This window comes from Serratia sp. H1w (genome assembly GCF_000633355.1).
Classification (GTDB): Bacteria; Pseudomonadota; Gammaproteobacteria; order Enterobacterales; family Enterobacteriaceae; genus Chania.
The window spans coordinates 12,882-26,074 of sequence record NZ_AYMQ01000046.1 but is presented as its reverse complement, the minus strand read 5'-3'; the positions used below and the strand labels follow the sequence as shown (position 1 = coordinate 26,074).

14 protein-coding genes are annotated in these 13,193 nt (G+C 53.5%); 6 read left to right on the top strand and 8 right to left on the bottom strand.

Annotation, left to right across the window (positions count from 1 at the left end):
• Positions 1-28: 28 nt before the first annotated feature.
• On the bottom strand, positions 29-1,816 hold the full coding sequence (locus U869_RS0109515) for an adenine deaminase (protein WP_025120363.1): 1,788 nt from the start codon (positions 1,814-1,816) through the stop codon (positions 29-31).
• A gap of 136 nt (positions 1,817-1,952) precedes the next feature.
• Between U869_RS0109515 and U869_RS0109510 the strand changes: the two genes are divergently transcribed.
• Positions 1,953-2,885, top strand: coding sequence for a LysR family transcriptional regulator (locus tag U869_RS0109510; RefSeq protein ID WP_025120364.1), 933 nt, complete (start codon positions 1,953-1,955; stop codon positions 2,883-2,885).
• 75 nt (positions 2,886-2,960) lie between these two features.
• Here U869_RS0109510 and U869_RS0109505 read toward each other — a convergent pair whose 3' ends face one another.
• The 3 genes from U869_RS0109505 to U869_RS30570 form a co-directional block, all read right to left on the bottom strand.
• Positions 2,961-3,164 (bottom strand): HHA domain-containing protein, encoded by a 204-nt coding sequence (locus U869_RS0109505; protein WP_021180142.1) that lies wholly within the window; start codon positions 3,162-3,164, stop codon positions 2,961-2,963.
• 50 nt (positions 3,165-3,214) lie between these two features.
• A complete protein-coding gene (tomB, locus tag U869_RS0109500) occupies positions 3,215-3,583 on the bottom strand; it encodes an Hha toxicity modulator TomB (RefSeq protein WP_025120365.1) in 369 nt (122 codons plus the stop codon).
• Positions 3,584-3,740: 157 nt separating this feature from the next.
• Positions 3,741-4,094: a hypothetical protein gene (locus tag U869_RS30570; protein WP_071998221.1), complete on the bottom strand. Its 354-nt coding sequence runs from the start codon at positions 4,092-4,094 to the stop codon at positions 3,741-3,743.
• Between the two features lie 381 nt (positions 4,095-4,475).
• On the opposite strand from U869_RS30570, the gene U869_RS0109495 reads away from it, so the two are divergent.
• From U869_RS0109495 to U869_RS0109485, 3 genes are read left to right on the top strand one after another with little or no spacing between them, the layout of a single operon-like run.
• Positions 4,476-5,168, top strand: coding sequence for a metal ABC transporter ATP-binding protein (locus tag U869_RS0109495; protein ID WP_025120366.1), 693 nt, complete (start codon positions 4,476-4,478; stop codon positions 5,166-5,168).
• The gene (locus U869_RS0109490) at positions 5,168-6,025 is read left to right on the top strand and encodes a metal ABC transporter permease (RefSeq protein WP_025120367.1); all 858 of its coding nucleotides are present in this window, start codon (positions 5,168-5,170) and stop codon (positions 6,023-6,025) included. The genes U869_RS0109495 and U869_RS0109490 overlap by 1 nt, the downstream gene beginning before the upstream one ends.
• A gap of 25 nt (positions 6,026-6,050) precedes the next feature.
• Complete coding sequence (locus U869_RS0109485) at positions 6,051-6,929, top strand: metal ABC transporter solute-binding protein, Zn/Mn family (RefSeq protein ID WP_025120368.1); 879 nt, start codon at positions 6,051-6,053, stop codon at positions 6,927-6,929.
• 107 nt (positions 6,930-7,036) lie between these two features.
• On the opposite strand, the gene ykgO is transcribed toward U869_RS0109485, so the two are convergent.
• The 4 genes from ykgO to sdeX form a co-directional block, all read right to left on the bottom strand.
• Positions 7,037-7,177 (bottom strand): type B 50S ribosomal protein L36, encoded by a 141-nt coding sequence (gene ykgO / locus U869_RS30565; RefSeq protein WP_071998220.1) that lies wholly within the window; start codon positions 7,175-7,177, stop codon positions 7,037-7,039.
• Positions 7,178-7,179: 2 nt separating this feature from the next.
• Positions 7,180-7,446 carry a type B 50S ribosomal protein L31 gene (locus tag U869_RS0109480; RefSeq protein WP_025120369.1) on the bottom strand — a complete coding sequence of 89 codons (267 nt, stop codon included), beginning with the start codon at positions 7,444-7,446 and terminating at the stop codon, positions 7,180-7,182.
• Positions 7,447-7,654: 208 nt separating this feature from the next.
• On the bottom strand, positions 7,655-10,801 hold the full coding sequence (acrB, locus tag U869_RS0109475) for a multidrug efflux RND transporter permease subunit AcrB (RefSeq protein WP_025120370.1): 3,147 nt from the start codon (positions 10,799-10,801) through the stop codon (positions 7,655-7,657).
• A gap of 17 nt (positions 10,802-10,818) precedes the next feature.
• Positions 10,819-12,006, bottom strand: coding sequence for a multidrug efflux RND transporter periplasmic adaptor subunit SdeX (sdeX, locus tag U869_RS0109470; protein ID WP_025120371.1), 1,188 nt, complete (start codon positions 12,004-12,006; stop codon positions 10,819-10,821).
• Between the two features lie 142 nt (positions 12,007-12,148).
• Between sdeX and acrR the strand changes: the two genes are divergently transcribed.
• The gene (acrR, locus tag U869_RS0109465) at positions 12,149-12,796 is read left to right on the top strand and encodes a multidrug efflux transporter transcriptional repressor AcrR (protein WP_025120372.1); all 648 of its coding nucleotides are present in this window, start codon (positions 12,149-12,151) and stop codon (positions 12,794-12,796) included.
• Between the two features lie 22 nt (positions 12,797-12,818).
• A complete protein-coding gene (locus U869_RS0109460; protein ID WP_025120373.1) occupies positions 12,819-13,172 on the top strand; it encodes a DsrE/DsrF/TusD sulfur relay family protein in 354 nt (117 codons plus the stop codon).
• The last annotated feature ends 21 nt before the right edge of the window (positions 13,173-13,193 follow it).

Here is a 13,193-nt window from a genome sequence, read left to right as displayed (position 1 = left end):
TGCCGATGCCTTCTGCTATTGATGATGCTTATGCCGGGGTTTCCCAGCAGGCAACCAGCGGATCGACGATCTGGCGCGTTGTGCCATCGGTCAGGCCAAGGTCGGTCAAATGCGGTCCGGCATTACATGCCAGGCAGGTGCCTTCAATCGCCTTGAACACACGGTAGGGCGGTTCCCAATCTGCAACTTTAGCACTCAGATCGCGCAGGTTTTTAAACTGCTGTGCCAACTGATCGGCGGGGAGGTCGGAAAGCATACCGGCGATCGGCATAGCCACCTGCGCCAATATTTCACCGTTCTGGCTGAGGGCCATGCCGCCACCGGTGGCGATCAGCGCGTTGGCGGCCAGCGCCATGTCATGAGGATCGCGACCCAGCACCACCAGGTTATGTGAATCATGAGAGTAGCTGGTGGCGATCGCCCCGCGTAATTCCCCCCAACCTTCCAGCAATGCCAACTGTGGCTTGGCCGGATGGCGGGCGTGGCGATGCTGTACCCAGATCAGGCTGAAACCCGGTGGCAGCTGTACCTTGCCGTCGCGCACTTCCACCGTGGTTTCATTCCATTGAGTGAAGCGTGCACCTTTGATATGGCGCAATGTGGCCTGGCCGTGACGAATGGCAGACACGCGCATAATGAAATCATCGGCGGCCAATGGTGGCAGGCGTAGCGTGTCGCGCGGTGCGCAGACGCCTGGCGTAGCTTGCACCGGAGCCAGCATTTTTCCCTGTTCTGCCAGGCACTGGCCAGCAACGTAAACCCGCCGGGCCTGGAGGTGTTCCAGGGAGTCAAAGACCACCAGATCGGCGATCCGCCCTGCGGCAATCAGGCCCAGATCGTTACGTTGCAAGCGAATGGCGGCATTGAGCGTAGCCATGCGCAGCGCATCGGTGGCCGGTAATCCGTGTTCGATCAACAGATTGAGCAGGGCGATAATGCCGCCTTTCTCCAGCAGCATATCGGGCGGGACGTCATCGGTGCAGATGGTGATCTGGGAGGAGAAGTGCGGCAGCGATTTTAAGGCCGCAACGATTTCCGGTAGCAGGTAAGGATGGGAGCCACGGATCTCCAGCGTCAGCCCGGAGCGTAATTTCTCCAGGGCATCAGCGGCAGAGGTCAGTTCATGATCGGAGGTTACGCCAGCGGTCAGATAGGCTTGCAGTTGTGGGCCGCTCAAACCACGCGCATGGCCTTCAATCAATTTGCCGCTGTTCAGCCCAGCGTTGAGGATTTCCTGCATTCGCTCACTGCCGTGCAGCACACCGTGCATATCCATCACTTCCGCCACGCCGCCTACTTCTGGCCAAGCTAACATGGTGTCCATCTCGCTGCCGCCAAATTCGGCACCTGACATTTCCAGCCCTGGTGTCGAAGGTACGCTGGAGGGGGCCGCGCAGATCACCCGTAGAGGCAGGTTTCGGCTGGCATCTACCGCGTAGCGCACTCCTGCAACGCCAAGCACGTTCGCCAATTCATGCGGATCCCAGAAGATGGTGGTGGTGCCCTGTGCGACAACGATCTCGGCGTAGCGTTCTGGCAGCAGGTGGGAACTCTCGACGTGCACGTGAGTATCGATCAGGCCCGGACTCAGATAGGCTCCAGCCAGGTCTTGCGTTTGATGAGCCGTTGGCAACGTGCCGCAAGGGTGAACGCTGGCGATCAGCGGGCCGACAATGCCAATATCAACCAGGCGGATTTCCCCGGTGACCATGTCGATCAGGTTGGCATGGGTCAGCAAGAGATCAAATGGCGTATGGCCTAACGCGGCCTGTACGGCACGTTGACGTTCGTCGTTTCTGACAGAAAAGGTAGCCATGATAATTCCCGGAACAAGAGTAAGGAAGTTACTGTAGGCGGGGGCGCAAGCTTTGCACAGATGATTTAATTTATTGTGCGATAAGAAACAGTTATGCTAGGGCAAACGTTTACCTCTTTTCCCGGCAGGTTAAGCTATGTCCGAGCCATGGCGGCGGCTCCCCGCGCTTTCCCTCAAGCAGATTCAGTATTTTGTCACTCTGGCGCAGCTACGGCATTTTACCGATACCGCCAGCCGTCTGGCGATCAGTCAGCCCGCGTTAAGCAGTGCGCTGCGGCAAACCGAGGCGGTGCTTGGTGGGAAATTAGTCAATCGAACGGCCTCTGCGGTCACTCTGACGGATCTGGGCGCGGCAATCCTGCCACATGCGCAACGGCTGCTGAATGTGGCTCACGCTAGCTTTGATGATATGCAGCGCGTCGTGTTGGCTGGAGGAGATGGCACGTTACGCATCGGCCTGGTCCCTTCGGTGAGCAGCCTGCTGTTTCCTGCGGTACCACAGTTGCTGGCGCAGCATTTCCCACGTTTACGCATCGAGTTCCACGATCAAACCAATGATTCCCTGCTGCGGCAGTTGGAAAATGGTCAGATAGACTTTGGCATTGGGGCGCTGGACAGTTCGGTACCAGAGACCGTGGAGATCTATCCATTGCAGGAAGATCCGTTTGTGGCGGTGATGCGCCGTGACGATCCCTTGGCGGATCCCCATCATCTGCCTTGGCGGCAATTGGCTAACCGGGATATTGCGGTATTTTCGAAAGGGAATAGCAGTCGATTGGTGTCGGCATTGGCGGAAAGCCATCGGCTGAACTTGGCGGCCCGTTACCAGGTCGATTTTTTGGAAACGCTGTATGGTTTGGTGCGGTCACAATTAGCGGTGGCTATTTTACCGCAGCTTTATACCACGCATTTAAACGATGAAGAATTAACCGTTATTCAATTACAACAGCCACTGCTTAGCCGCACTGTGGCGCTTATGCGCAGTGCAAAACAAAATCACTCACCGTTAATTGAAAATTGTTTCCAATTACTACTGCACGATTTCCAGCTCAGAAGCAAGCTAAGTTGAATTTTTAAGATAATGCTGAATTTGAGTGGCCATTGAAGCCGATAATATTATCGGCTCAACGCAAGGCTACTTTGATTATCTTACAAATTTCCAAACGGCGACCGGGATTTTATCGTACAGCTTGTTCATAGTCAGTTCGGCCAGGCGATGATCGGCGGCAGAGTAGAACAGTTCCAGCTCGTCGTCAGAAAGTTCGTACTTATTTTTCTCGATCACGCGCTCAAGGGTTTCAATCGTGGTGCATTTACGCAAACGCATCAGATAGTCAATTTTTGTCATGATAACCTTTAGTCTTATTAGCCATAAAATTATGTGAGGATAATTATCCCCTAAGTTTTCATCGTGGTACAGACGCCCTCTCCTGAGAACAATCTGAATGTGCGTGCCTTGGTTTTTTGCCAGCGACGCAGATCGGAGTCATTAATACCGTAGCTGCTAAACAGCGTGTAGGTATCGTCGAGGTATTCTTCGACCAGTTCCGATAAATCACTTTCGTCCATGTATTTAATTTTAAAACTCATTACAAACGAAGCAATATGTTCGATCAGCTCATTAAGCTGAAGATTGACGGCGGACGTTGGATCGTTCACCCAGCCGTGGTGGCTGTCACCCAAGGTGGCTATGCCTTCGTCATACAGATTTTCACACAAGAATTTGAGTTGAGCAATATCGTGCCTTTTAGGCGAATACTCATCCATATCATCCCCCGTCAGTCTTAATTTCGGTGTTGATAACACTCTGTGAGTACACTGATTTAACATCGTATGCAGTCAAGCTTAGCTCAGGCTTAATAAACTTTCTGCATAATTAATATAAATCATTTTTTGCCATCTAGCTGATTACTATTACCGAAACTTACAATTCGTCAGCGGTTGACGGACGCGAGTTGTCGATAACCTCAAACAGCAAACCCTTTTCAGTAACGGAAAATGTGACAGAATCATTTATGTATTCGTCACTACTGATATCCAGACATGCGTTAAAAGTTGACCACTGATAGCGATAACTCATTGAATACTGGTTACTACTGATGCAGTTAATCTCAACAATTTCTAATGAGCCTTCCGTATAGCGTGCATTTTCGGAGTAAAATCTTAGCCCACTGGTGAGCACCGAAACCAAATCAGATAATTGATTAACGATCACTTTCCTTAATTGTTTCACAGAAAGTGTGCCTACTTCGGAACCACGGCTTAGCGTCACTAGCATTTGGATATCTGGTTGTATCACATTCTATGCCGCTATCTTACTCCTTTTCCAGCCTTGGTGGGCAAACTTTTCATGGAATAACGCTTTTTTAGCCACCTTTGAGAGTTTTTACCCTTCAGCCGTTCTATCAATCGCCCGCTATTATCGGTTCGACGGTCCGGAAATGTTACGTTCTGTTGCATTATTCGCCTCAGGCGGCTTGAGGTTTGTTAGTTTGTGTGATGTTATATTATTACAATAATCCCTGTTCTTATCGGCGATAACCATGCTGCCTAACCTTCCCGTTACTCTGTTTAGCTCAGCCGCGCTTGTGCGCTGTGCTGCCGTTGTCGTACTGCTAGTGGTGCTTTGGTCTGCTATTGCGTGGGCGGTTGCGCTGCCATGATAACGCTGCAAAATGCCGTTTTCGGTTATGACCGCACCCCTTTGTTTCCACCGCTATGTGGTCGTTTTGCTGCCGGTTCATTAACGGCGGTGATCGGCGTTAACGGTGCCGGTAAATCTACGTTGTTGAAGTCGTTGGCCGGGTTGCATCCGTTGTTGGGTGGCAGGCTGAGTTTTTCCGCTGGCAAGGCTCCGGCAATGGCCTACTTACCACAGCTGGCGGAGCTGGATCGCCAATTTCCTATTTTGGTCCAGGATTTGGTCGCCATGGGCTGCTGGCCACAAAGCGGCCTGTTTGGCGGCGTGAACAAGCGTTCTATGCAGCAAATAGCCAGCGCGTTAGCTACCGTGGGCATGAGTTCGCTGGCCCGTGAGGCGGTGGGGGAGTTATCCGGTGGGCAACTGCAACGCGTGTTATTTGCCCGTTTACTGGTCCAACAGTCGCCGTTGATTTTACTGGATGAGCCCTTCACTGGCATCGATGCGGCAACCACTCAGCTGTTATTGCAGGTGATTGCGCAGTTGCACCGGCAGAGAAGGACGGTGATTGCCGTATTGCACGATATGTCTACCGTGGCCAACCATTTCCCCGCAGCGCTGTTGCTTACCTCGGAAGGCTGTCATTGGGATCACGCCGAACAGGTGTTAGCGCATTATTCGACGGCGACTCGTCAGCAAGGAGCGGCGTAATGACGTTACTCCATCTGTTAGTCGATCCCTTTGTCTCCTTTGGTTTTATGCGCCGGGCATTGGTTGCCTGCCTGGCAATATCCCTGAGTGCCGCACCGCTAGGAGTCTTTTTACTGCTGCGTCGGATGAGCCTGGTGGGCGATGCACTTTCTCATGCGGTATTGCCCGGTGCGGCAATCGGCTATCTGATTTCGGGTATGTCACTGGTGGCTATGGGCGTCGGGGGATTTATTGCCGGACTGGCGGTCGCCATGCTATCCGGGCTGGTGAGCCGCCAAACCCCGTTAAAAGAAGACGCCAGCTTTGCGGGTTTCTATCTGGGCTCGCTGGCTTTGGGGGTCACGCTGGTCTCTTTACGTGGTTCGAGCGTCGATCTGCTGCACGTATTGTTTGGCTCGATCCTGGCGGTGGATGCACAAGCAATAGTGATGGTCGGCATTATCGCCAGTATTTCGCTGGTGATGTTGGCGGTGCTGTATCGCGCTCTGGTGATCGAATCCTTTGACAGCACTTTTTTGCGCGTCAGTGCTCCACGCTGGCTGGCGTGGATCCACGGACTTTTTCTCGCGCTGGTGGTGATCAACCTGGTCGCCGGTTTTCAAATCCTTGGCACCTTGATGTCGGTAGGGCTGATGATGCTACCGGCGACCTGCGCCCGCTTTTGGGCACGAGATCTGCCACAGACGTTGGCCGTGGCCATGGGGATTGGGTTGCTTGCCAGCCTGGTTGGCCTGGAGTGGTCCTACTATGCGTCGCTACCCGCAGGCCCGGCGATTGTGCTCAGTGCCAGCGTGATGTTTTTACTGTCGATTTTGTTTGGGACGCGTGGCGGGATGTTGCGCCGTGCGCGTCATTGAGAAGTGCGTTCTGCAAGGAGAAATCATGAAATCTTTACCCATTACGCTGGTGGCAGCTGCTCTGCTTGCCAGCCCGTTAGCGCAGGCAAAAACCGTTGAGGCCGTAGCCAGCTTTTCTATTCTTGGTGATATCGTCAAACAGGTGGGCGGCGAACATGTGAAGGTCAGCACCCTGGTTGGCCCAGATGGCGATCCCCATAGTTTTGAGCCATCGCCGCAGGACAGCAAGCAACTGGCTCAGGCTGACGTTGTGTTTGTCAGTGGGTTGGGACTTGAGGGCTGGATCGATCGGCTGGTCAAGGCGTCAGGTTATCAGGGAGAGGTGATCACCGCCTCCAAAGGGATCGCGTCACGCAGCATGCAAGAAGAGGGCAAGCAGGTCACCGATCCACACGCCTGGAACAGCATGAAGAATGGAGCGCAGTATGCGTCCAACGTAATGAATGCGCTGATTGCCGCCGATCCTGAAGACGCTGCCTATTTCCGTCAACGTGGAGACGCATATATTCAGCAGCTTCAGCAGCTCGATGGTTGGGCCAAAGCCCAGTTCGCGGCGGTGCCACAGCAAAAGCGCAAGGTGCTGACCAGCCATGATGCTTTCGGTTATTTTGGGCAAGAGTACGGCGTCACCTTCCTTGCCCCGGTCGGCTTTTCTACCGAGGCTGAAGCCAGCGCCAGCGATGTCGCTGGGCTGATCAAACAGATCGGGCAGGAAAAGGTCAACGCTTACTTTATTGAGAACCAAACGGATCCGCGCCTGGTGAAGCAAATCGCGGCGGCAACGGGGGCCAAGGCGGGTGGCGAACTGTATCCTGAAGCGCTATCCAAGCCGCAAGGCCCGGCGGCCAGCTATGTTCAGGCGTTCAAACATAATGTCGAGGCCATTGCCGGCAGTATGAAGTAGCTTTTATCCCCATCGGCTGCGGTGGGGCTTTCTCTTGACGATGGCACTGGACAATAAAAAGCCCCGTTGAGCAGCAACGGGGCTTTGGCTAGTCATGACACTGTGGTTTAACGCTTCTTCTTACGTCCCTGTACCGCTTTAAAACGCGGGTTGGACTTACAAATCACAAAGACGCGGCCATGACGGCGCACCACTTTGCAATCTGGATGGCGACCCTTCGCCGAACGTAGTGAACTCAATACTTGCATCATCAACCCCGATTATTTCTGCTGTTAACCAAATGACCAAACCGCTGCTGGAAGCGCGCGGTACTGCCTTCTTTTGAGAACTCCTTCTGCTTACCGGTGTAGTACGGGTGTGAAGCGGAAGAGACGTCTACGGTGACGTAGGGCCAGCTTTTGCCCTCGAGCTCGATGGTGCGATCGGTTTTGATGGTCGATCCCACCTTAAAGTAGGTATCGGCACTGAGATCGTGAAATACCACGGTGCGGTAGTCTGGATGGATGCCTGCTTTCATGATGACCTCAAATGTCATGTTATACTATAACATTAATTATGCACCTCTCCGGGAGCGGGATCAACCCCAAAATGGCGTTAATCGGCGTTGGGAGTGATTGGCTGGATCGCAGGCAAAAAAAAGGCCGCTTGCGCGGCCTGAGACGATTGACGAACCTCACTGGGTTCACAAAACGAAGGGGCACAGCATGCTGCGCCCCTTTGGAGCATCAGTGATGCTTAACCGGATGGCTATGTTCCAGATCTTCAGTCTTTTTGCTGAAGCGGCGGCGAACCACCACGAAGAACACCGGTACAAAGAAGATGGCCAAGACGGTCGCTGTCACCATCCCGCCCATTACGCCGGTACCTACCGCGTTCTGAGCGCCGGAGCCTGCACCGCTGCTGATAACCAGCGGCATAACCCCGAGGATAAAGGCCAGTGATGTCATCAGGATTGGACGCAGACGCATACGCACCGCTTCCAGAGTTGATTCCACCAGCCCTTTACCTTCTTTATCCATCAGGTCCTTGGCGAATTCCACGATTAATATCGCGTTCTTCGCCGACAACCCAATGGTTGTCAACAGGCCCACCTGGAAGTAAACGTCGTTTTCCAGCCCACGCATGGTCGCGGCCAGCAGGGCACCGATAACGCCCAATGGCACAACCAACATAACGGAGAACGGAATTGACCAGCTCTCGTAGAGAGCCGCCAGACACAGGAACACCACGATCAGTGAAATGGCGTACAGTGACGGAGCCTGGTTACCGGACAGACGTTCCTGATAGGACATACCGGTCCAGTCATAGCCCACACCGTTTGGCAGTTTCGCCGCCAGTTGCTCCATCATGTCCATCGCTTCACCGGTACTCTTGCCTGGTGCCGCCTGGCCGAGGATTTCCATCGATGGCAAGCCGTTGTAACGTTCCAGACGTGGTGAACCGTATTCCCATTTCGCTGTAGCGAAAGCGGAGAACGGTACCATCTGCCCGGTGCTACCACGCACATACCAGTTATTAATATCCTCCGGCAGCATACGGAACGGGGCTTCAGCCTGTACGTAAACCTTCTTCACACGACCACGGTCGATAAAGTCGTTCACGTAGGAGCCGCCCAGCGCGGTGCCGATGGTGGTATTAATATCGCTCAGGGAAACGCCCAGTGTCTGTGCTTTTTCCTGATCGATGACCAGTTTGAACTGAGGTGTATCTTCCAGGCCGTTAGGACGCATACCGGTCAGCAAATCAGAGTGCTCTGCCGCCATGCCCAACAGTTGGTTACGTGCTGCGGTCAGCTTTTCGTGACCAAGGTTAGCCTGATCGATCAGCTGGAAGTCGAAGCCGGTCGCCGTCCCCAGTTCCACGATCGCTGGCAGGTTAAAGGCGAAGACCAAACCGTCTTTAATCTGCGAGAAAGCTCCCATGGCGCGGGCTGCAATAGCCGGTACCTTGTTCTCTTCCCCTTTACGCTCAGACCAGTCTTTCAGGCTGACAAACGCCAAGCCGGTGTTCTGACCCTGGCCGCTGAAGCCGAAGCCATTAACGGTAAACACCGAGTTAATGTTGTCGCCTTCTTTCTCGTGGTAGTAGCGGTTAACTTCATCCAGGACTTTTTGGGTACGTTCCTGAGTAGCACCCGCTGGCATTTGCACCATGGTCAACAGGATGCCCTGGTCTTCGTCCGGCAGGAACGAGGAAGGCAAACGCATGAACAGCACGGCCATACCAACCACGATCAGCAGGTAGATCACCAGATAACGCCCGGTGCTACGCAGGATGTTCGCTACGCTGTCGGTATAGTGGTGGGTACTCTTTTCAAACAGGCGGTTAAACCAGCCAAAGAAGCCGGTCTTGATGCCATGATCGCCTTTCGGGATCGGTTTGAGCATGGTGGCACATAGGGCCGGCGTCAGGATCAACGCGACCAGTACGGACAGCACCATGGCGGAAACGATGGTAATCGAGAACTGACGATAGATTGCCCCGGTTGACCCGCCAAAGAAGGCCATTGGGATAAATACTGCCGACAGCACCATGGCGATACCGACCAATGCACCCTGGATCTGTTCCATCGACTTCTTGGTGGCTTCTTTCGGCGGCAGGCCTTCTTCGGCCATAACGCGCTCAACGTTTTCTACCACCACGATGGCGTCATCCACCAGCAGGCCTATCGCCAACACCATACCGAACATCGTCAGGGTGTTTATCGAGAAGCCAAACGCGGCCAGGATGGCGAACGTCCCCAGCAATACTACCGGCACGGCGATCGTTGGGATCAGCGTAGCGCGGAAGTTCTGCAGGAACAGATACATCACCAGGAATACCAGGATGATCGCTTCGATCAGGGTTTTTACCACTTCGTTAATCGAAATCTTAACGAACGGGGTGGTGTCGTAAGGGTAAACAACTTTCAGGCTTGCAGGGAAGAACGGTTCCAGTTTGGCCAGTTCTGCCTTGACTTCTGCTGCCGTATTCAGGGCGTTGGCACCGGTTGCCAGCTTGATACCGATACCGGCCGCAGGCTTACCGTTAAAACGGGCAATGATGTTGTAACTCTCACCACCCAGCTCAACCCTGGCCACATCTCTCAGGCGGACCTGCGAACCATCCGGGTTAACCTTCAGCTGGATCTTGCTGAATTCTTCCGGTGAGGTCAGACGGGTTTGCGCGATGATCGAGGCGTTCAACTGTTGGCCTTTCACCGGGGGAGTCCCACCGAGCTGGCCAGCAGCAACCTGGTTGTTCTGCACTTTGATCGCGGCGATAACATCGCCTGGAGTCAGTTGGTAGTTGTTCAGTTTGTTGGGATCGAGCCAGATACGCATCGCGTACTGGGAACCAAACAGCTGAACGTCACCCACGCCAGAAGTACGGCTGATAGGATCCTTGATGTTGGAACCTACATAGTCCGCGATATCTTCCTGCGTCATGCTGCCGTCATCGGAAATAAAGCCCGCGACCATCAGGAAGCTGCTGCTTGATTTCTCGACGCTGACGCCCTGTTGTTGCACTTCTTGCGGCAGCAATGGCATTGCCAGCTGCAACTTGTTCTGCACCTGTACCTGAGCGATGTCAGGATCGGTACCAGAGTTGAAGGTCAACGTGATCTGGACGTTACCGGACGAGTCACTGTTGGAGGACATGTACAGCAGGTTATCGATACCGTTCATGTTCTGTTCGATAACCTGCGTCACGGTATCCTGCACCGTTTTGGCGTCAGCGCCCGGGTAGTTTGCGGAGATCGTGACTGCTGGTGGCGCAATGGTCGGATATTGCGCAATAGGCAGCTTCATGATCGACAAGATGCCCGCCAACATAATGATGATGGCGATTACCCATGCAAATATGGGGCGATCTATAAAGAACTTAGCCATGTATTACCGGCTCCTTTTTATGACTTCTTCTCGGGTTCAGACGCAGTCTGTGGCTTATTGCTATCAGTTTCTTGCGCCTTCACCTGAACGCCAGGTCTGATTTTCTGCAGGCCGGTAACAATGACGCGATCGCCCGGTTTCAAACCAGCCGTCACTAACCATTTGTTGCCAATGGCCTGTGCGGCGGTCAGCGTACGAACTTCCACTTTATCGTCCGCACCGACAACCATCGCGGTAGCTTCACCACGTGGGTTACGGGTGACACCCTCTTGTGGCACCAGCAAGGCATCGCTACGCACGCCTTCATCCAGACGGGCACGTACGAACATCCCTGGCAGCAAGGCATCGTTCGGATTAGGGAAGATGGCGCGAATAGTGATAGAACCGGTGGTTTCATCAACGGTTACGTCGGAGAATTCCAGCGACCCTTCCTGCGCATATTCCTGGCCGTTTTCCAGCAGCAGCTTCACTTTAGCCTTGCCGTTTTCCTGTTTCAGGGTGCCGTTAGCCAGCTCCTGTTTCAGGCGCAGGTAATCGTTGCTTGACTGGGTCACGTCGACATACATCGGATCCAGTTGCTGCACGGTAGCCAACGCGGTGGCCTGACCAGAAGTTACCAGTGCCCCTTCGGTTACCGATGAAAGGCCAATGCGGCCGCTGATCGGTGAAGTGACCTTGGTGTAAGCCAGGTTGATACGTGCGGTTTCCACAGCGGCCTTGGCCGCTACCACGGCAGCGTTAGCCTGCAGCAGGGTGGAGTTGGCATTATCGAAGTCTTGCTTACTGATGTAGTTGGTACCCAGCAAAGGCTTGTAGCGGTTAACCGTCAGACGCGCAATTTCTGCCGCGGCCTGGGCTTTGGCCAGATCGCCTTTGGCACTGTCATAGGCTGCCTGATAGGTCGCTGGATCGATTTGATACAGTGAAACACCGGCCTTGATATCGCTGCCTTCGGTAAAGTTGCGTTTCAGGATGATGCCACTGACCTGAGGGCGAACTTCGGCGATGCGGTAGGCTGCGGTGCGGCCAGGAAGATCGGTAGTAATATTGAGAGGTTCAGCCTTCAACGTCACTACACCCACGGCAGGAGCTGGGTGTTGAGCACCTTGTTGCTGGGTTTCTTTATCGTTACATCCTGTAAGCACTAAGCTGCCTGAAAGCATCAGAACTGCCGCCAGAGGCGTTAACCCTCTGTTTTTGTTCATAGAAAAACCTCAAGTGTCCGATTTCAAATTGATCAATGGATCACAAGCTTTAAAACCCATTGCTGCGTTAATTATATGTGCGTGCTATGGTACATACATTCGCGAATGTATGTAAATCACACTCCCCCTAAAAAACAACATCATGGCACGAAAAACCAAACAGCAGGCGCAAGAAACACGACAACAGATCCTCGACGCCGCGGTGAGGGAATTCTCCGAGCGCGGCGTTTCAGCAACCTCGCTGACTGATATCGCAACCGCTGCCGGGGTTACGCGTGGTGCGATTTACTGGCACTTCAAGAATAAGGTAGACCTGTTTAATGAAGTTTGGGAGCTGTCAGAGTCGAAAGTAGGCGATCTGGAGATAGAGTATCAGGCAAAGTATCCCGATAATCCACTGCGGATTTTAAGAGAGATTCTGATTTACATATTGACCGCGACGGTCGATGACGGCCGCCGCCGGGCCTTGATGGAAATCGTGTTCCATAAATGTGAATTTATTGGTGAAATGATGCCGTTACATGACGCTCGCAAGGTGCTTTATCTTGAAAGTTATGAGCGTATCGAACGTGTTTTGCGTAACAGTATGACCCATGGTCAACTCCCTGCCGATCTGCATACGCGCCGGGCCGCAATTACCCTGCGTGCCTACCTCACCGGCCTGATGGAAAACTGGCTGTTTATGCCCGAAAGCTTTGATCTCAAAGCCGAGGCGAGTATCTTGGTCGACAGCTTCCTCGAAATGGTGCAGTTCAGCCCTTCTTTACGTGTAAACGCGCCAGCTCGTTAGACCTTAGATAAGGAGAATCCCCATGTCATCTCTATTACTGATTGCCAACGGTGCGGCCTATGGCCAGGAATCGCTGTTCAATGCGCTGCGTTTGGCGATCACCCTGAAAGAACAGCAGCCCGATCTGCAACTGAAGCTGTTTCTGATGTCCGATGCCGTCGTGGCTGGCATTGCCGGGCAGCAACCGCGCGAAGGCTATCATTTGCAGCAAATGCTGGAAATTCTGACGGCGCAGCAGGTTCCGGTAAAACTGTGTAAAACCTGTGCCGATGCCCGTGGCGTCAGCCAACTCAAGCTGGCCGATGGTGTAGTCATTGGCACGCTGGTGGAATTGGCTCAGTGGACGCTGGCGGCGGATAAAGTGCTGACCTTCTGATCGCTTTACAGTACATCCTGC

Coding starts and splice junctions, on each gene's coding strand:
- U869_RS30570 (WP_071998221.1), bottom strand. CDS start 4,094: ATGCTAGTGACGCTAAGCCGTGGTTCCGAAGTAGGCACACTTTCTGTG.
- acrR (WP_025120372.1), top strand. CDS start 12,149: ATGGCACGAAAAACCAAACAGCAGGCGCAAGAAACACGACAACAGATC.
- U869_RS0109510 (WP_025120364.1), top strand. CDS start 1,953: ATGTCCGAGCCATGGCGGCGGCTCCCCGCGCTTTCCCTCAAGCAGATT.
- U869_RS0109460 (WP_025120373.1), top strand. CDS start 12,819: ATGTCATCTCTATTACTGATTGCCAACGGTGCGGCCTATGGCCAGGAA.
- acrB (WP_025120370.1), bottom strand. CDS start 10,801: ATGGCTAAGTTCTTTATAGATCGCCCCATATTTGCATGGGTAATCGCC.
- U869_RS0109515 (WP_025120363.1), bottom strand. CDS start 1,816: ATGGCTACCTTTTCTGTCAGAAACGACGAACGTCAACGTGCCGTACAG.
- U869_RS0109480 (WP_025120369.1), bottom strand. CDS start 7,446: ATGAAAGCAGGCATCCATCCAGACTACCGCACCGTGGTATTTCACGAT.
- tomB (WP_025120365.1), bottom strand. CDS start 3,583: ATGGATGAGTATTCGCCTAAAAGGCACGATATTGCTCAACTCAAATTC.
- U869_RS0109495 (WP_025120366.1), top strand. CDS start 4,476: ATGATAACGCTGCAAAATGCCGTTTTCGGTTATGACCGCACCCCTTTG.
- U869_RS0109490 (WP_025120367.1), top strand. CDS start 5,168: ATGACGTTACTCCATCTGTTAGTCGATCCCTTTGTCTCCTTTGGTTTT.
- ykgO (WP_071998220.1), bottom strand. CDS start 7,177: ATGCAAGTATTGAGTTCACTACGTTCGGCGAAGGGTCGCCATCCAGAT.
- sdeX (WP_025120371.1), bottom strand. CDS start 12,006: ATGAACAAAAACAGAGGGTTAACGCCTCTGGCGGCAGTTCTGATGCTT.
- U869_RS0109505 (WP_021180142.1), bottom strand. CDS start 3,164: ATGACAAAAATTGACTATCTGATGCGTTTGCGTAAATGCACCACGATT.
- U869_RS0109485 (WP_025120368.1), top strand. CDS start 6,051: ATGAAATCTTTACCCATTACGCTGGTGGCAGCTGCTCTGCTTGCCAGC.